This window comes from Exiguobacterium sp. FSL W8-0210, from assembly GCF_038006045.1.
Classification (GTDB): Bacteria; Bacillota; Bacilli; order Exiguobacteriales; family Exiguobacteriaceae; genus Exiguobacterium_A.
The window spans coordinates 1,559,443-1,577,053 of record NZ_JBBOUK010000001.1; the positions used below are offsets into that span (position 1 = coordinate 1,559,443).

A 17,611-nucleotide genomic window follows, 5' to 3' on the forward strand; every position below is an offset into this window, starting at 1 on the left:
AGGGAAACCAATCCGAGAAGTACGCACTTTTAGGTCAGTCGGTTACCTTTTGGTAAGGGAGGGAACGGTATGCCGTATCTAAATGAGTTCGATGCGACGATGCGTCAGATTCAAGGCAAGTGGAAAGTGATGATCTTGTACGAGCTGCATGAGGAAGGCGCGGTACGTTTTAATACACTGGAGCGTTATATCCAGGACGTCTCACCGAAGACGCTGACACAGCAGCTGAAGCAACTCGAACAAGATGGCTTGATTACGCGGACCGTCTACCCGGAAATCCCACCTCGTGTTGAGTATGCGTTAAGTGCGAAAGGTACGTCCTTGATTCCACTACTCGATGCGATCTGCGACTGGGGACTCGCGACGACACCACGCAACCAATTATGCGACGAGGAAGCCCCTGCTCCATGAGCAGGGGCTTTTCGTTAACGTTCGATTTGTTCTCGTACTTGACGGCGGAACGTCTGAATGTCGTAGGCCGGTTCACTTGGACTGAACTCAATCCCGTCAATCAGACGAGCGTTTTGCACCGTATCCGGGAACTCGATCCGTGTCAGCCATTCAAGCGTCGTCTCTTCATGGCGTCTTGGGAAAGCTTGCTCGAGCTGAGAAGCAATCTTCAGAAGCGGATGATGACTATGCCGTTTTGGCGCATGTGCCCGTACTTGTTTGGAGTGCTTGACGGTTTGTTCTCTTTCGATCGCTATGACTTTTCGCTTCCGGATGACATAAAGCGTAACCGCAACTAAGATCACTGTCAGAAGCGTCGTTGCGATCCAAATCCAATCCGGTGTTCCTGCCTGGACGGCAGCTTGCTCCACGTCTTGAACACCTTTGATATTCTCTAGCCCCATTGCCCGGTTCGTCATCGTGTCCGCTTCCCGACCAAGTGGTTCCGTCCAAAGGAACAATGAACCGAATGCTTCAAATAGCGGACGAATCGCACTCATGACGGATCCGACGAGCGCTTCTTTCGTGAGACGGAAGACAACAGCGATGATCAGCCCCGCGCTGAGGACCAGCGCGATCGTCGGGAAGATACGCCGCCATTCTGTCATGTAGGTGACGACGAATGGATACGCAAGAACGAAGACCAAAATTAAAAATGCGCCAATTGGTGGTGTCACTCCCGGGAACAATACCATCACGACGCCGATGACCATCGCACTCGTAGCGTAACGCCACGCCGAATCGATCGTATCAAGAAACGCGGTCCAGGCGACGAAGACAAGGGTTAAGACGCTAGCTACGGGAGAGAGGAAAAACAAGGACCCCGCTACGAGTAACTGTAATCCGATTCGAAGCGAACGATGTGGTACGAAAGCGAGTACCGGAAGAGCGATCGCGAGATAGAACGGAACCGGTAACAGACTCGCAAGGAATATCCACCAGAGAATCATGCGCTCACTCCTTTCTGCCGGTGACCGAGATGAATCTCCGCCGTCGTCGACGGCACACTACGTTGCAATCGCTTCGTGAAGTACCGTCGCTCGAGCGGTAGATCGTATTCGGAAATCCGGGCAAGGCATTCCATCGTCCGTAGGAATTGATGTTTTCCCATACCAGACGGAACATGGTACCACTGACCGGATCGGTTGACCATCGAAATCCAGAGGCTGTAGGAAGCCCCTTGTTTCTCGAGTTCACGGATGATCGTCGCGGCACGCGATAATAGTTTCTCGAAGTCCGAGCGGAGGGCGAGTCCGTCTGCGGACAAGCCATCGACGATGACGGCATAATCATGGTTACGTTTCCGATCATATTGATACGAGTACAGCTCATTCGTCTTCGCATAAGCGGACCAGTAGATCGACTTCGCATCTCCGGAGTAGGGGACGACGGAGTGGAAACTCGAGCGATCGGTGAACGGACTCGAGCGATCAATCGTCTCACCGGGAATCATCCGCTCATTCCACTCGACTGACGCTGGTGCAAAGTCAGGGAAGACGTGACCCAGCTCTTGGATATCAAGCGTCACATAGATTGTGATCAAATGAAACGGATCCAAGATCATGACGTCAAACGACTGAATCCGAATCGTTCCCCGGTGAGCGGCAATGACATCGATTGAAAACGGCACAATCGTCTGTTTGCTGACATATAAGTGTTGACGCCAAAATTGACTACTCGCATCAGGAAGCTTGATCTGATCCCCGAGCAAGCCAGAAATCGTGATGCGACCGAGTGGTAACTTCGTTGGGTTCGACAATTCGAACGGTATCTGGATCGTTTCCTCTCGAAAAGCGCGAACCGTCTCAAGGAGGCGGACGCGAATCCGCTTCGCAACGTATTCGAGATAATACGGCATCACCCAGCCATATAATGTATAGGCGAGTAATAAAGCCGCAATCCAGACAGGACCATAGAGTCCCACGATGACGCCGCTTGCACCTGTCATCGTAAGAATGATGAGGTTAAAGCCTTTTGGTATGATCAATTGCATGATTACACCTCAGTCGGAACAGTGAGTGAATCGAGGACTTGCTCGACGAGACGTTCGTTCGATAGCTTCAGCGTCGCTTCGAGCGTCAAGACGAGACGGTGGGCAAGCAATGGCGTCGCCAAGTGCTTGACGTCCTCTGGTGTGACGTACGTCCGCTCCTGCATCCAGGCCCGTGCTTTTGCTGCTTTTAAGAGTGCGAGCGTCGCTCGTGGACTCGGTCCGATCTCAACGTCACGATGGGCGCGGAGTGCGTCACAGACATCGAGTAAGTAGTTTTCGACGCTATCCTCGATCGAGACGGCAACGACTTCCTCTTTCCAGTCATTGAGTTGTTCGAGCGGAATCTGTAGTTCGGCTGCTGTTAAGTGCACCCCGCGTAATAATGCTTTTTCCGCTTGACGTGTCAGCGGAGCGAACGATAACTTGAACAAGAAACGGTCGAGTTGGGCATGCGGTAATGGGAATGTACCGTGTCCATCGAACGGATTTTGTGTCGCGATGACAAGAAAGTGTTGCGGTAACGTATAAGATGTATCCCCGATCGTCACTTGCCCTTCCGCCATTGCCTCGAGCAATGCTGACTGTGTCCGTGGAGTCGTCCGGTTGATTTCATCGACGAGGACGATGTTCGCGAACAGCGGACCAAACCGTTGTTCAAACGATCCTGTCAGCGGGTTGAACAGCTCCATCCCAAGTAGGTCGGTCGGTAACGTATCCGCTGTACATTGAACACGTGAGAACTTCGCTTCGAGTGTCTGCGCCAGTGCTTTTGCTAATGTCGTCTTACCGGTCCCCGGACGGTCTTCGAGCAACACATGACCTTCTGCGAGTAAGCCCATCAATAAATGATCAATCACATCGTCCTGACCAAGGACAGATTGTTTGAGTGATGTACGTAACGTTTGAAACATAGATGATTCCCCCTTTAAGATGCATCGTATTTCTAAAGTGTACGAAAATTCAGAAAAAACTGCTAGTGATTTTCCAGGAATCACGCATAAAGAAATACGTCTATCTTTTATACTACCAGTTTCATCCAAAAGTTTCGTAAAATATCAAAAAAATTGAAACAGGATTATGAAGTCACTTAGCGAATAGAAGGATATAGTCATTGGAATAGGGAGGATGGACAGATGAAATCACATACTACCGAATCGAACTCTACTCTAAACCAGCAACAGGATGTTGCTCACAGTCCTATTGACGAGTATCAACGTATTGTTGCCGGAGGACCTCCGAATCGTCGAGCCTTTTCCGCGATTCGTCGGCTCCCATTCGGATTACGTTTGCTGACGTATACGATCGGTTCCTTATTCACAGCAGGCATCCTCGCTGGACTCGTCATCAGTCTACTCGGTTAAAAAAGACTCCCTCAGCATTCCGAGGGAGTCTCATCATTCTTCAAAGAGATCATCCATCAACTCGGAGATCTCTTTTTTACGTGCGTTCGTCTCATCGCGTAAGATCCGAATCGAGCGCCCGGTCCAGTCGAGTCGGTCGCCAATCGTCGCCTGGCGCGGCAAACGACTTTTCGGTAATGTGATCGTCTCGCGGTCGTCGGTCTCGCAAATCGCTAGATCGTCTTCAAAATCAGCTAGGGTCAATCGCATCTGATGCACCTCCACGTCTCGTTATTCCGGCCGTAAATCGGTCCGGTTCGATTCCTTGATGCCGTCACCGGTCGAGATATACTGGATCGTTCCACTTTGATCGGTCCGGTCAATCGTAATCCGTTCTGTCTTTAGCTCCTGTAAGACGGAGGGGCGTGGGTGACGATAGGCATTGTCCTTCCCGGCTGAGATCAACGCTCGCTTCGGATCAACGGCTTTTAGGAAGGCCAGGGAGGACGATGTGTCTGCTCCGTGATGCCCAAGCTTCAAGACATCGGTGCTAAGATCGACATCTGACTCGAGCAATTGTCGTTCCGTCCGGATCGGAGCGTCACCCATGAAGAGGAACCGATCCTGTCCATGTTCGACCCGCAGAACGGCACTCCAACTGTTGAGATCCTGCGTTCCGTCCGTTAGGGGCGCAAGGAACGTAAAGCGTGCGGCTTCACTCGGTATCTCAAGACCTGCCTTAACCGACTTGATCGTCACCCCTTCGCGCTTGACGGCAAGGAGGAAATCGCGGTATGTCTCTGTCGTATGCGTGACACGAGGGGCATAGACGCTATCGACTGGAAAGGCATCGAGGACGGTATCAAGTCCACCGATATGATCGGCGTCCGGATGTGTCGCGATGACTGCTGTTAAGCGTTTGACACCCAATTCTTGCAGGTAGCGGACGACATCTTCGCCTTTGCCGTTATTCCCACCGTCAATCAAGATCGCGTCTTCCTTCGTCCGGATGAACGTGCTATCCCCTTGACCGACGTCAAAACCATATACCTCCATTTGTCCCGCGGTTGGGGCAGGGGGCTCTTCATCCCGGGTCGTGTAGAAGATGACAATCAGGCAGAGTGCTAACAGAATCGTTGATCCCCACTTCAACATGTCGGTTCCTCTCTCTCGAACAGATAGAGCATGCCGTTACGCGGATGACCGAACCGCGGTCCGCGGTAACCGCGCCGTTTCAAGGCAGCCCGCATCAAAATCATCATGCCGCCGTGACCGACGAGCAATACTCGTTCATCGTCCTCGAACATCAATTGATTCAATAGGACCTCAATCCGTTCGTTCGCTTCCTTGATCTCCGCCTGAATCCGTTTGCTGAACGGGGCTGCGAGTCGACCGAGGACCGCCCAGCCAAGAAACGGTAACCGTAGATTCGACTGAATCGTCGGAAACGGTACTTCCCGTAGTAGATCCGTCACGATGATCTCTTTATCGTAGACACTCTTCGCCGTCTGGACGGCGCGTGGCATGCTACTGGCATAACAGACTGTCCAGTCGATCTGACCGAGCTCGACCGGTTGAATATCGATGTCTGACGTATCATACCGTTCAATCCATTTTTCAATATCGCTGGCACTGATCCAGCCTTTCGTCGGGTATCCTTCCGTCACCCGGTGATGTCTCACTAATCCAATTTGTTTCATACTTCGTGCGACGGTCAAGACCGTCTCCCTCACTTTCATTCATCGTTTAGAGTGCGACGCGAATCGCGAGTCCACATAAAATCGCACCTAAGATACTGAGCAAGCTCCCGATGATGTAATATTCCGCAAAGCGGCGATCTTCAAACTGTTTAAAACGGGCCAGTGCCTTCAAAGCAATGATGAACCCGATGGCTCCGGTTGCGTTCGTGACGACGAGCAAGGTAATGATCGCCCGTTCGACGAGACCGATATAACGCCCGATTCCGTTTAATTCCGTCGTATAACTGCGCGCAGAATCTTCGACTTCATGTGTGACGGTCCGCGAAACGCCGTCTAATTGCTCCTTACGTGTCACTTTTCGCTCGAAATGCGCTTCGATCAAGCGCGGAGCAAATGGTGCGAGCATTAAGGCAATCCCGTGGCCGAGTAACTCCGTTGTCACTAAACTAAAGCATAGAATCCAGAGGACCTGCTCGGGTCGTGAGAACGACAACGACCAATCGATCGGGATGAATATCCATGTCAAAGCGATGATAGCAGCGATATGTAACGCTTGATCGATCCAGTACGCCGCCGCTTGCTTGACGCGACGTTTGAGCGGGGAGGCATCGAGTAGGGCGTGAAACACGAGAATACTTCCTCCAAGCCATCCGGCGATGTCGATGGTTAATCCCCCTCGGATGCCGAAGAACGCAAGGACAAGTAGCATCAGAGCCGCATGAACGGCAATATGTTGGAATAAGATCCGTTGGTGTCGGTGTTTCAGTAGCGCCATCCGTCTCGTCTGTAATGGAAAATCAGCAAGTAGGTGGACAAGTATAAGGCTAAGTAAGATGGTCACCGAATCGCCTCCCAGACTTGGAATTGCTCCAGTGCCTGTGTCAAGGCAGCTTCAAGACGCTTCCGTTGCTTACGCTGCGAGCGGGAAACGAGTTTTGCGACATTCGCGCGGGCATCTTGTTCTTTAAAGCCCATCTTCAGACCGATCTCTTCATACGTATCATCTGGATATTGATCCATCAACCGGTGCAGTTCAATCTGACGGTCCGTCTTCCCGAAATACGCCGGATAAAGCATCTCGAGATAGCCATTCAGCAGGGCGGTCGGTAAGTAGGGCGGTCCAGCAAACGCAATCCGTGACGGAAGCGTCTTCGCCAATTCCTGTGCTTCAAAGGCATGAATGATCGCACTGCCATTGGCTTCTTCGGCTTGGGTCGTTGAAATCGTCTCATATTGACCAAATCCGATCCCGATGTAACCTGGCAATTCTTGATTCAATAAGTGCAGCATGACCGGATAACTAACCGGATAATCCGCAAATACCGCTAGTAAGCTATCACCGGATTTGATTTGGAACGGAACGATACTCGTTGGAAATGCCGTATTTAGATCGTTCGCGAGTTCTCGGAGCGCTTGAAGTAATGCTTCTTTGCTCGGATAATCGCGGGAGCCTTTGACATCAAACGACAAGGCAACAGCTTGCATGACGATTCCTCCTGTTCATTTGTTGCCACAATCATGGAAACATTTGATTTGTTACCGTTAAAAAGGTAACATTCGCGGTGTTACTGTTATTAGAGTAACAAAGAATGAAGAAGAAGACCAACAGGACGATAGACCGATTTTTACACGACAGGGGGGATGGATGAATCTGACTAAAAAATCATTTTTTTATTCAAGTTAACATAACATATATTATCAATAGTTATAAGATTTTGTCTCATAATCAGGGTAAACTTAAGATAGTGAGACAAAACAAAAAAAACACGGAATTAACCGTGTTTTCGACAATCATACGGACGTGTCCGTTCCAATCGATGAATCAAACGATCCAGGAATATATGATGGCGGCGTTCAAGTTGCGTGATCCGATCAAGTGGCAACCACGCGAAATCAAAGAAATCACCGCAATCCTGACCGTCACCAGCCACACAATGCGTCCAGCGGTTCTCTTGGCATTCGATGTGCGCATGGTAGAAATACGTGTAATGCACCCGCATTCGCTCCGGATAGCGCATCTCTTCTTCGCCGATGTACTGGACGTATGCTAACGAGAGACCACTTTCCTCAAGCGTCTCACGGACAGCCGCTTCTTTTGCGATTTCAGCATCTTCGATCGTACCTGCGGGGATCTGCCAATCACTCTCAGGAGCCGATTGTGGATGAAAAACAAGTAGTTCCCATCCGTGAGGTTTTTCCCGAGTGATATAGATTGCTACTTTTTCGCGACGTCTGAATTTCATCTTCATCACCTCTCCAAGGTCGGCAGATTGCACAACAAGCAGCTAAAGGGACGGTCCCGTAGCTGCTTGATCAATTGACGCTATAAGCAAAGCTGCGGAGACGCGTGACCCGACGCTTGTTCGTGACGAATCTTGACCTGACTATTTCTTCTATTGTAGCCGTTATTGGTCAGTGTTTCAATTTGTAAACGATATTTATAGCGATAAATCTCAAAATTCCGAGCATTCGTCTCAAAATTCCCCTCTCCTGCCCCGCTAAATCTAAAAAAGCTCCCCCGTTATCCGGAGGAGCCTCATCTTATCGTGTATACCAGTCGAGTAAGGGACCGAATTTCTCTTCATCGTAGGCAAATGAACCGTTCGATAAGCGGTCGAGGAACGATAATGAACCGATTTGGATCGCTTTCTCTTGCTCTTTTCCGCTGAGGACCAATTCTTTCGCTTGTGTGACGTCGATCAATGCTGCGACTTGGTGTGGTTTCGATTTCAAATCACGGAGCAACTGTAAGCCACGGAGCGCACGGCTCGAGACTTGGAACTGATCCGCGAGGCGCATCTTCTTCAAGGCACCCCGTTGCGTCAAGAGAACGATCTGTGGTGCTTCCTTGAAGCCAATTGCACCCGCGACAACATCTTGATCCTTCAGGTTGATCGCTTTAACACCGGCAGCCCGAACACCGACGACAGGAACGTCGTCTTCCGTGAACCAGAGACCGAAACCGTTCTGTGTCGCAAGGAACAGTTCCGTTTGACCTGTTGAGACCTGAGCATACAAAACTTCGTCGTCTGCCTTCAAACGGACACCTTGAAGCGGTTTTGACTTCCGCTGGGCGTTGTAGTCACTCAGTTTCGAGCGTTTGACCATCCCTTGACGAGTCACGAACAAGCAATGCTGTGCTTCGTCGAACGAACGAACGAGATCCGCTGAGAGAACCCGGTCACCCGGTTCGAGTGGAACGAGGTTCGCGACGTGTTGACCGCCATCTTTCCACTTCGTATCCGGCAATTGATGGACCGGAATCAGCAAGTAATTCCCGCGAACGGTCCAGACGATCAAGTGATCCGTCGTCATCGCTTGCCCTTGGAGCAACGGACGATCCTTTTCCTTCAAATCCGGTAAGTCGTTCGAAGCACCGAATGAACGGAGCGACGAGCGTTTGACGTACCCGTTTTTCGACAGGAAGACCATCGTTTCTTCGACAGCGATCATGACTTCCGTCTTCAGCTTCAGTTCTTCAACTTCCGCTTCGATCGTCGAGCGACGTTTGTCTGCGACTTGTTCCTTCAAGACTGTCAATTCCTTGATGATAAGACGATTCCGTGTCTTTTCATCGTTAAGGATCTTCTCAAGACGAGCGATTTCCTTCTCGAGTTTCGCTGCTTCTTCCTGCAACTCGACGATATCGGTATTCGTTAACCGGTAAAGTTGGAGCATGACGACAGCTTCCGCTTGGCGATCCGTGAAGTTGAAGCGCGCGATCAGCTTCTCCTTTGCGTCCGCTTTGTTCGACGCAGAACGGATCAAAGCAAGCGTCTCATCGAGGACAGAAATTGCTGTCATCAAGGCAGAAACGACTTCCTGACGGCGTTTCGCTTGTTCGAGATCAAACGCTGTCCGGCGGATGACGACTTCCTTGACGTGTGCAAGATACGCATCAAGTAGTGTCAAGACGCCCATTTGCCGCGGTGTCCGTTCATGGATCGCGACCATGTTGTAGTTATAGGCAATTTGTAAGTCAGTCTGTTTGAGGTAGAAGTGTAAGACACCTTCTGCGTCCGCTTCCTTCTTCAACTCGATGACGACGCGTAAGCCGTCGCGGTCGGTCTCATCACGAACTTCCGCAACCCCTTCAACCTTTTTGTCGAGACGGAGTTCTTCCATCCGTTTGACGAGATTCGCTTTATTGACCTCATACGGGAGCTCCGTGATGACGATTTGCTGACGACCGCCCCGCAGTGTCTCAATCGTTGAGCGCGAGCGGATGATGACTTTCCCGCGTCCTGTCTCGAACGCCTTCTTGATGCCGTCAAGCCCTTGGACAACACCACCAGTCGGGAAATCCGGACCTTGCATGTGCGTCAATAGATCATCGACGTTCTGGACTGTCCCGGAGATCCGACCGATTGCAGCATCGAGGACTTCTCCCGCGTGGTGCGGTGGAATCTCGGTTGCGTAACCGGCGGAAATTCCCGTCGAACCGTTCATCAGCAAGTTTGGCAGGAGTGACGGTAAGACGAGCGGTTCTTCCGTCGTATCATCGAAGTTGAGCGTGTAATCGACGGTTTGTTTGTTGATCCCATCGAGAATCAAGCTCGAGACTTTCGAAAGACGAGCTTCCGTATACCGCATTGCTGCCGCGCTATCGCCGTCGATTGATCCGTTGTTCCCTTGCATATCAATCAACGGATAGCGCAGTTTCCACTCTTGGCTCAAGCGGACCATTGCTTCATAGACCGATGAATCACCGTGCGGATGGTAGTTACCGATGACGACCCCGACCGTCTTCGCCGATTTCCGGTAGGCCCGGTCGAACAGGTTGCCTTCCGTATGCATCGCATACAAGATCCGGCGTTGAACCGGTTTCAGACCATCACGGGCATCCGGTAAGGCACGATCTTGGATGATATATTTCGAATAACGACCAAACCGGTCGCCGACGACTTGCTCGAGCGACAGGTTCAGGATGTTTTGTAGATTAGACATGTTCGTTCACACTCTCTTTCGTCACGTGCTCATTCTCGATGATCGAGAGGTCTTCCGCAAGACCGAAGGCGACATTGTCCTCGATCCACGTTCGGCGGTGCCCGACGTTATCGCCCATCAGGACAGAGACGCGTTTTTCAGCAACAGCAGCATCGTCGATCGTGACCCGAATCAACGTCCGTGTCTCAGGATCCATCGTCGTTTCCCAGAGCTGTGGTGCGTTCATCTCCCCAAGTCCTTTGTAACGCTGGATCATATAACCTTTACCGAACTTCTTCGTCGTTTTCTTGAGCGTCTCTTCGTCCCAGACATATTCGAACTTCTCCGATTTGCCTTTCCCTTTGGAGACACGATAGAGCGGTGGTAAGGCAACGAAGACCTTCCCAGCGTCGATCAACGGGCGCATGTAGCGGAAGAAGAACGTCAATAGCAAGACTTGGATGTGCGCGCCATCGGTATCGGCATCGGTCATGATGATGACTTTATCGAAATTACAATCCGATAAGTCGAAATCAGCTCCGACACCGCCGCCAATCGCATGAATGATCGTGTTGATCTCTTCATTCTTCATGATATCGGCGAGTTTCGCTTTTTCCGTATTCAAGACCTTCCCACGGAGAGGAAGGATCGCTTGGAACGTCCGGTTTCGTCCTTGTTTCGCAGAACCACCGGCAGAATCACCCTCGACGAGGAACAATTCATTCTTGTCCGCGTTTTTCGAAGCAGCAGGCGTCAGTTTCCCGTTCAAGATGCTCGAACGTTTCTTCTTTTTCCCGTTTCGTGCTTCTTCGCGGGCTTTCCGCGCTGCTTCACGCGCTTGTGCTGCGCGAATCGCTTTTTTGATCAATAGTGTCGCCGTTTGCGGGTTCTCTTCCAAGTACGTCGAGAGACGACGGCTGATGACAGCGTCGCAGCTCGTCCGTGCTTCCGGCGAACCGAGTTTCGACTTCGTTTGTCCTTCGAACTGGAGGAACTCTTCCGGAATCCGGATTGAGACGATCATCGTCAACCCTTCGCGGATATCGTTTCCGTCAAGGTTCTTATCCTTTTCCTTCAAGAGCGTGTTCTTCCGGGCATATTCATTCATGACCCGTGTCATCGCTGTCTTCGCACCGACTTCGTGTGTTCCACCGTCGCGTGTCCGGACGTTGTTGACGAACGACAGGACGTTTTCCGAGTACGCATCCGTGAACTGGAAGGCGATATCGACTTCGATCTCGTTTTCCGTACCTTCGAACGCAACCGTCGGATGCAGTGTATCTTTATCATCGTTCAAGTACTGGACGAATTCGCTGACACCGTCTTGGTACTGGAAGATGTCCTGTTTATCGGACCGTTCGTCCGTCAGCGTAATCTTCAGACCTTTCAGCAAGAAAGCGGATTCGCGTAAGCGTTCCGCGAGCGTATCGTAGTTGTATGTCAACGTACTGAAGATCGAGCCATCTGGTTTAAAGTAAACGCTCGTTCCTTTTTGACGCGTCGTACCCGTTTCAAGCAACGTCGTCTTCGGCATCCCACCGTTTTCAAACGTTTGCTCATATTGTTTCCCGTCACGGAAGATCGTTACTTTCAAATCCGTTGATAAGGCGTTAACGACCGACGCCCCGACGCCGTGTAAGCCACCGGACGTCTTATATCCACCTTGTCCGAACTTACCACCGGCGTGAAGGACCGTGAAGATGACTTCAGCAGTCGGTTTTCCAGACGCATGCATCCCCGTCGGCATCCCACGTCCATGGTCACGGACCGTGATCGCATTATCTTTATGGATCGTGACATCAATTTGTTCCCCGAATCCTGCGAGTGCTTCATCGATCGCGTTATCAACGATCTCGTAGACGAGATGGTGAAGTCCACGGTGATCGGTAGAACCGATATACATACCTGGGCGCTTCCGGACTGCTTCGAGTCCTTCGAGCACCTGTATGGCATCATCATTGTAGTTATTTAAGTCTGTCGCCATTCATTTCACCTCAAAATTCGAAATTACGATGTCGTTTTTACAAACGTTCGTTCGTTATTTCGAGTAGTCTGTCTCTAATTGTAGGCATCTTCTTGCTTCCTGACAAGCATAACCTGTAAAGCGCATGAAAAAAGACACCTTCACGAACGGGTGAAGATGCCTGAAATCGTGCGATGACTCACAGATATTGATGCTCGATTTTGATGCAACGATTCTCGATATATGGAATACCAGCACCAAGTGCGAGACTTTCTGCTTCGACACTCGAGAGACCAAGCTGATTCCAAATCATCCCGACGTCACCGTGAGCAACAGCATCTTTCGCGACGTCCGCTAAAAACTCAGACCGACGGAAAACGTCGACGATATCGATGTGTCCTGGAATGCTTGCGACACTCGGGTAGACTTTTTGACCGTTCCACTCGTTTAACGTCGGATTGACTGGAATGACTTCGTATCCATGCTGGACTAAGTAGTCAGCAATCCAGTTCGCTGTCTTTCCGGAATCACTCGAGACGCCGACGACGGCAATGCGTTTCGCATCCTTCAAATATTGACGTGCTTGTTGATCAGTAATCATCTAGAACTCCCCCTTATGAAAATAACTCTTACCTAACACTCTATACCCGAACCAAGATGAAGTATGCGAAATCGAGCACGTTTTCGACGTTTTTCAGAAATCGTCTTGAAATCAAATGAGTCGACCAATGACCCATCAGACGTCTTCTCGATGCAACTGAGAGCGAAATTGACTATTCATTCTTTTTTAGTGATTTAGGTGACATAATACTATTATTGTTATTAAATAGACTCCACAACCCTTAAACCTCTAAAAATAAGTTAAATTCTCACGTGCATCGAGTTGACCAACGACCCGTCTATCACCTTGTCGATGCAACTGAGCGCTCCCTGTCTGACAATTTAACATTGCGTGAAATAACTATTTCACGCAAATAAGTGACTGACGTATCAACGTTTGGTATACTACTACTAGAGGGGTGATTGTCGGATGAGTTTATTTAAAAACCTAGGAAAAACAATACATAAATCGACCGTTTCGGCTACAGCACCAGCGATTCCCGGTTATGAGCGGATGCCACGCTTCATTCAGTCCTATTTAGATCAGTTAGCAGCCAAACATTTCTCATTAGCAACGATGCGTCGGTACGTCTATGACTATGAAGCGTTCTTCCAATTCGTCGCTGCGGCGTCAGGTGAAGAGGTAACAGCGCGAGATATTCCACTTGAAGCATTTGTCGAGATCGATGCAGCAGGAATCGAAGCCTACGCCGAATACCTTGCCTTAACGAAACAAAATGCACCGAGCGTCATCAACCGGAAGTTATCAGCGTTACAGTCACTGTTTCGTTATTTGGTCGATACCGGTCAGTTGTCGGAAAACCCGGTCGCCAAAGTCAATCGACCGAAACAAACCAAACGGGAACCGGTTTATCTGACAAAACGCGAATGGGACGAATTGATTCAATTATTACCATCGAACGTCGAAATGAACGCGCGCGAAGCATCGCATTATGAACGGGATCGTGTCCGCGACGTGACGTTATTCCAATTACTTGGCTATAGCGGGATGCGTTTAAGTGAGATGACGCAACTCGTCTGGAACGATGTCGATTTCCACGAAAATACGCTCCGCGTCATCGGGAAAGGCAATAAAGAACGATTGATTCCACTTGCGAAACCAGCACGAATTGCCTTACGCAAATACGCGATCCATTATCAGATGCCAACGAGCGGCGCCGTACCTGTCTTCCAAAAACACGGGAAACCACTCAGCCCACGGGCAGTCCAGCATATTTTGCAGCGGCACACGGAACGGCTGAAGCCAGTCCTCCCCTTTTTAGAGCGCAAAAAAATTACGCCACATAAACTACGGCATACGTTTGCGACACGACTTGCGACCGGCGGGGTCGACGTCCTGACGATCCAGCAGTTACTCGGTCACGAATCCGTCGCAACAACGCAGGTCTATGCCCATATCGGTGATTCGGAGAAAAAACGCGCCGTCGATTTATTTGATGGTGAACGATAATAATATTATGTTAACTAAAGGGGGGATCTCATGAATTACGGGCTCAGTGAACGTAAAATCAAACAGATGTCTGATGCCTATGCCTTTCGACGGGGAAAGAAGTATGTCGCTGCCCGAAAGGTCACGTTACACAATTACCGGATGGGTGACGAGCTAATTGAAGCGAGCGTAGACGGTGAGGAACGATTCACGGTGACGGTCCGCGTCAAGGCGCACGGCGTCGACGCTGGCTGTAACTGTCCGTCGCTTGCGATGGATACGTCATTTTGTGGACACATCGTCGCTGTTTTGCTGGCGATGCATTATGTGCAGGCACACGGCACACCAACACCGCTCTCGCCGCAAATCCGCCCTTTTACGGCAATTCAAGTCGACGACGCAGGCGCGCGCAACTATTTACGCAGTCTCACACCTGATCGTCGGGTGGCGATTCATTTCGAACTGACTGGACCCGTCGTGACGCTCAAACGATTGACGGATAAACAGCAGCATCAACTGTCCCTGCCCTACTTCGATCGTTTGCTTGGACAGACAGAGTATTTGCAGCGGGTTGCGGATGTTTCGTTCAGTCCTGATTTACAGGAACGAATTGTTTCCGGTACGCCGATCGTTAAGCTCCATCTCGATCGAACGGCTCTGAAAGTTGAAGTCCGCGTGTCGTTTGATTATCAAGGGATTCAGCTGAATCCACTCGACGAGACGATTTATGCTGGACGGGATCAAGTAACGGAGCAAAGTGTCTTACGCTATTTACGTGAATTCCAAGCAACACCATCGAATTCGCACTATGTCATCACCAGTGACGCCGCGCAGTATGCTTTTTTGCGGAGTCTGCTTGACGAACGGGTTGCGCTCGGTCAACTGGTGTTATTTGCAACGCAAGCCATCCGAACGACGTTACCAAAAGGACCATTTCATCCGCGGATCGAAGTCGACGTGACAGACCGCCTCGACTGGCTTGTGTTCAACTTTTCGATGGACGGAATTCCGGAAGACGAACTGAAACTTGTCCTGAAGTCGCTCATCTTACAAAAACGCTATCACCGCTTGAAATCCGGACAGTTCGTATCTTTAGAGGCACGGGCCTTTCAGCAGTTGCAACGGGTTCTCGCCCAGATGGAAGCGAGTGAACGCGACTTACGCGACGGACGACTCGTCTTACCTGCCGTCCGGAACATGAAGCATCTGATTGGCGCTTCCATCCTCCATCTTCACGCTGATTTGCTCGAGAAATGGTTCGAATTGAAATCCGGACAAGGATTCCGGCTCGACTTGCCGAATTCGTTAGAGTCACAACTCTATCCGTATCAACGGACGGGCATTCAATTTCTGAAGAATTTGGACGCGCACGGATGTCACGGCATCTTGGCCGATGAGATGGGGCTTGGAAAGACGATTCAAGCGATTGGTTATATAGCAACGATTTCGGATAGTCGTGCACTGATCGTCGCACCAGCATCACTGCTCCGCAACTGGGAGGCGGAACTGAAGCGCTTTTTACCCGGTCGACCGGTTCATGTCGTGACGGGTTCTCAAACTAGCCGACTTTCCGAACTGGAGTACTTGGCTGAAAACACAGTGACGATCGTCTCCTATACGACTCTTCGGACCGACGTCCGTCGCCACCCTGTATATGACGTCGTTTTCTTTGATGAAGCACAGCACTTGAAGAATCCGCAGTCACAAACGGTCAGTCAACTGCGACATCTGCAAGCAAAACGCCGGTTCGCCTTGACGGGAACTCCACTTGAGAATCGACCGCGCGATATCTGGTCGATTTTCCATGTCTTGTTTCCGGAATTACTGCCGGATTTAGCGACGTTTGAGAAATGGTCGTTTGATGACATGCAACAATTCATTCAACCATTTTTATTACGGCGTGAGAAAAAAGATGTCTTACAGGACTTACCAAAGAAGCAGATCGAGCATCATTATGTCGAGCTCGGACCGAATCAAAAACGGTTATATGCGTCGTATCTCGCCAAATTGCAACTCGAGACGTTGCAGCATTTAGACGAAACGAAACGTGAAGATCGTTTGAAGTTACTGGCGGGCTTAACGCGGTTGCGGCAAATTTGCAACGATCCGGGATTATTCGTCGAGGGGTACACAGGGGAAGCAACGAAACGAACGCGTCTGCTCTCACTGATTGCAGAAAAACGAGCAGCCGGAAAACGGATCTTGATCTTCTCACAGTATACGCAAATGCTCGAGCGCATTCGTTCGGATCTCGCGCAACGTCACCTCCCCCACTTCCTATTGACGGGTGAGACACCGCTCGAAGACCGGGTCGCGTTATGCGACCGGTTCAATGACGGTGAAGTCGATCTCTTCTTGATTTCGCTTAAAGCTGGCGGAACGGGACTCAACCTCGCCTCCGCTGATACCGTCATCCTCTTTGACAGCTGGTGGAATCCGGCCGTCGAACAACAGGCAGCCGATCGCGCCCATCGGCTTGGACAACAGTCTGACGTGACCGTCATCAAATTGCTGACACGCGGAACGATCGAAGAGAAGATGACGGAATTACAAGATCGAAAAGCCAAAATGGTCGATGCCGTCCTGACGGCTCCAGACAGTGACGCTTTGACCGTCAAGGAACTCGTTCATCTCGTAACGACAAAGGAGGAACAACGGTGATCCTGGATCTCCTGCTTGGTTATCTCATCGGTAGTATTTTAGGTGGTACGCTCTTTAAGTACATTAGTCGTACCGATTTGGCACAGGTCGGTTCCGGAAACATCGGTGCCCGCAATGCCCATCGTGCCGGTGGGCTTCCGGCTTTTTTATTCGTTTATCTGTTTGATGCCGCGAAGACAGTCTTTGCGTTGCAGATCACTGACACGTTTTATCCGGTCGCCCTCGCCGTGCTCATCGGTCACTTGTTTCCGTTGTTTCACCCACGACGCGGCGGTAAAGGGTACGCTGTATTTTCCGGAATCGTCTTCGCTATCACGCCATGGGCATATCTTGCCGGATTAGGCATGCTCGGTTTGTCTTATCTCGTAACGAAAGATAGTGTCAAAGCGGGGCTTATTCCGGTCGTTTTACTTCCGTTACTACCCGTCTTCTTAGACGCAGGGTCAGTCAATATCTTGTGTACCGTTGCCGTAAGTCTACTTGTCCTGTGGGCTCATGATGCACTCCACAAGCCAGCCATTACATAAG

At 50.4% G+C, this 17,611-nt stretch carries 17 protein-coding genes; 5 read left to right on the forward strand and 12 right to left on the reverse strand.

What is annotated here, in order from left to right:
• Positions 1 to 69 precede the first annotated feature (69 nt).
• Positions 70 to 411: a winged helix-turn-helix transcriptional regulator gene (locus MKY22_RS08225; RefSeq protein ID WP_341088183.1), complete on the forward strand. Its 342-nt coding sequence runs from the start codon at positions 70 to 72 to the stop codon at positions 409 to 411.
• 14 nt (positions 412 to 425) lie between these two features.
• Here the strand turns inward: MKY22_RS08225 and MKY22_RS08230 are convergent, their stop codons facing one another.
• Genes MKY22_RS08230 through MKY22_RS08240 form a run of 3 tightly spaced genes read right to left on the reverse strand, consistent with a single transcriptional unit; the run spans position 426 to position 3,354 of the window.
• Positions 426 to 1,400: a hypothetical protein gene (locus MKY22_RS08230; RefSeq protein ID WP_341088185.1), complete on the reverse strand. Its 975-nt coding sequence runs from the start codon at positions 1,398 to 1,400 to the stop codon at positions 426 to 428.
• Entirely contained in the window at positions 1,397 to 2,443 is a 1,047-nt protein-coding gene (locus tag MKY22_RS08235; protein ID WP_290776845.1) for a DUF58 domain-containing protein, read from the reverse strand. The genes MKY22_RS08230 and MKY22_RS08235 overlap by 4 nt, the downstream gene beginning before the upstream one ends.
• Before the next feature lie 2 nt (positions 2,444 to 2,445).
• Entirely contained in the window at positions 2,446 to 3,354 is a 909-nt protein-coding gene (locus MKY22_RS08240) for an AAA family ATPase (RefSeq protein WP_290776844.1), read from the reverse strand.
• A 222-nt stretch (positions 3,355 to 3,576) separates the two neighbouring features.
• Between MKY22_RS08240 and MKY22_RS08245 the strand changes: the two genes are divergently transcribed.
• Positions 3,577 to 3,804, forward strand: a complete 228-nt coding sequence (locus MKY22_RS08245) for a hypothetical protein (RefSeq protein ID WP_341088189.1) — start codon at positions 3,577 to 3,579, stop codon at positions 3,802 to 3,804.
• A 33-nt stretch (positions 3,805 to 3,837) separates the two neighbouring features.
• Here the strand turns inward: MKY22_RS08245 and MKY22_RS08250 are convergent, their stop codons facing one another.
• The 9 genes from MKY22_RS08250 to MKY22_RS08290 form a co-directional block, all read right to left on the reverse strand.
• Positions 3,838 to 4,053 carry a DUF3006 domain-containing protein gene (locus MKY22_RS08250; RefSeq protein WP_029341721.1) on the reverse strand — a complete coding sequence of 72 codons (216 nt, stop codon included), beginning with the start codon at positions 4,051 to 4,053 and terminating at the stop codon, positions 3,838 to 3,840.
• 21 nt (positions 4,054 to 4,074) lie between these two features.
• Positions 4,075 to 4,935, reverse strand: coding sequence for a ComEC/Rec2 family competence protein (locus MKY22_RS08255; RefSeq protein WP_445298380.1), 861 nt, complete (start codon positions 4,933 to 4,935; stop codon positions 4,075 to 4,077).
• Positions 4,932 to 5,483 (reverse strand): histidine phosphatase family protein, encoded by a 552-nt coding sequence (locus tag MKY22_RS08260; protein WP_341088194.1) that lies wholly within the window; start codon positions 5,481 to 5,483, stop codon positions 4,932 to 4,934. Before MKY22_RS08260 ends, MKY22_RS08255 begins: the two co-directional genes overlap by 4 nt.
• Before the next feature lie 46 nt (positions 5,484 to 5,529).
• Positions 5,530 to 6,324, reverse strand: coding sequence for a DUF3307 domain-containing protein (locus MKY22_RS08265; RefSeq protein WP_341088196.1), 795 nt, complete (start codon positions 6,322 to 6,324; stop codon positions 5,530 to 5,532).
• Positions 6,321 to 6,968 carry a hypothetical protein gene (locus MKY22_RS08270; RefSeq protein ID WP_214723219.1) on the reverse strand — a complete coding sequence of 216 codons (648 nt, stop codon included), beginning with the start codon at positions 6,966 to 6,968 and terminating at the stop codon, positions 6,321 to 6,323. The genes MKY22_RS08265 and MKY22_RS08270 overlap by 4 nt, the downstream gene beginning before the upstream one ends.
• A gap of 287 nt (positions 6,969 to 7,255) precedes the next feature.
• A complete protein-coding gene (locus tag MKY22_RS08275) occupies positions 7,256 to 7,726 on the reverse strand; it encodes an NUDIX domain-containing protein (protein WP_341088203.1) in 471 nt (156 codons plus the stop codon).
• A gap of 298 nt (positions 7,727 to 8,024) precedes the next feature.
• On the reverse strand, positions 8,025 to 10,430 hold the full coding sequence (gene parC, locus MKY22_RS08280) for a DNA topoisomerase IV subunit A (protein ID WP_341088206.1): 2,406 nt from the start codon (positions 10,428 to 10,430) through the stop codon (positions 8,025 to 8,027).
• Complete coding sequence (gene parE / locus MKY22_RS08285) at positions 10,423 to 12,393, reverse strand: DNA topoisomerase IV subunit B (RefSeq protein WP_023468335.1); 1,971 nt, start codon at positions 12,391 to 12,393, stop codon at positions 10,423 to 10,425. The genes parC and parE overlap by 8 nt, the downstream gene beginning before the upstream one ends.
• 178 nt (positions 12,394 to 12,571) lie before the next feature.
• Positions 12,572 to 12,973, reverse strand: a complete 402-nt coding sequence (locus tag MKY22_RS08290) for a CoA-binding protein (RefSeq protein ID WP_023468336.1) — start codon at positions 12,971 to 12,973, stop codon at positions 12,572 to 12,574.
• Positions 12,974 to 13,402: 429 nt separating this feature from the next.
• Between MKY22_RS08290 and MKY22_RS08295 the strand changes: the two genes are divergently transcribed.
• The 3 genes from MKY22_RS08295 to MKY22_RS08305 are packed head-to-tail and all read left to right on the forward strand — an operon-like array spanning position 13,403 to position 17,610.
• Positions 13,403 to 14,443, forward strand: coding sequence for a tyrosine-type recombinase/integrase (locus MKY22_RS08295; RefSeq protein ID WP_341088209.1), 1,041 nt, complete (start codon positions 13,403 to 13,405; stop codon positions 14,441 to 14,443).
• A gap of 30 nt (positions 14,444 to 14,473) precedes the next feature.
• Positions 14,474 to 17,083, forward strand: coding sequence for a DEAD/DEAH box helicase (locus MKY22_RS08300; RefSeq protein WP_341088211.1), 2,610 nt, complete (start codon positions 14,474 to 14,476; stop codon positions 17,081 to 17,083).
• Positions 17,080 to 17,610 carry a glycerol-3-phosphate acyltransferase gene (locus MKY22_RS08305; protein ID WP_341088212.1) on the forward strand — a complete coding sequence of 177 codons (531 nt, stop codon included), beginning with the start codon at positions 17,080 to 17,082 and terminating at the stop codon, positions 17,608 to 17,610. Before MKY22_RS08300 ends, MKY22_RS08305 begins: the two co-directional genes overlap by 4 nt.
• Position 17,611 lies beyond the last annotated feature (1 nt).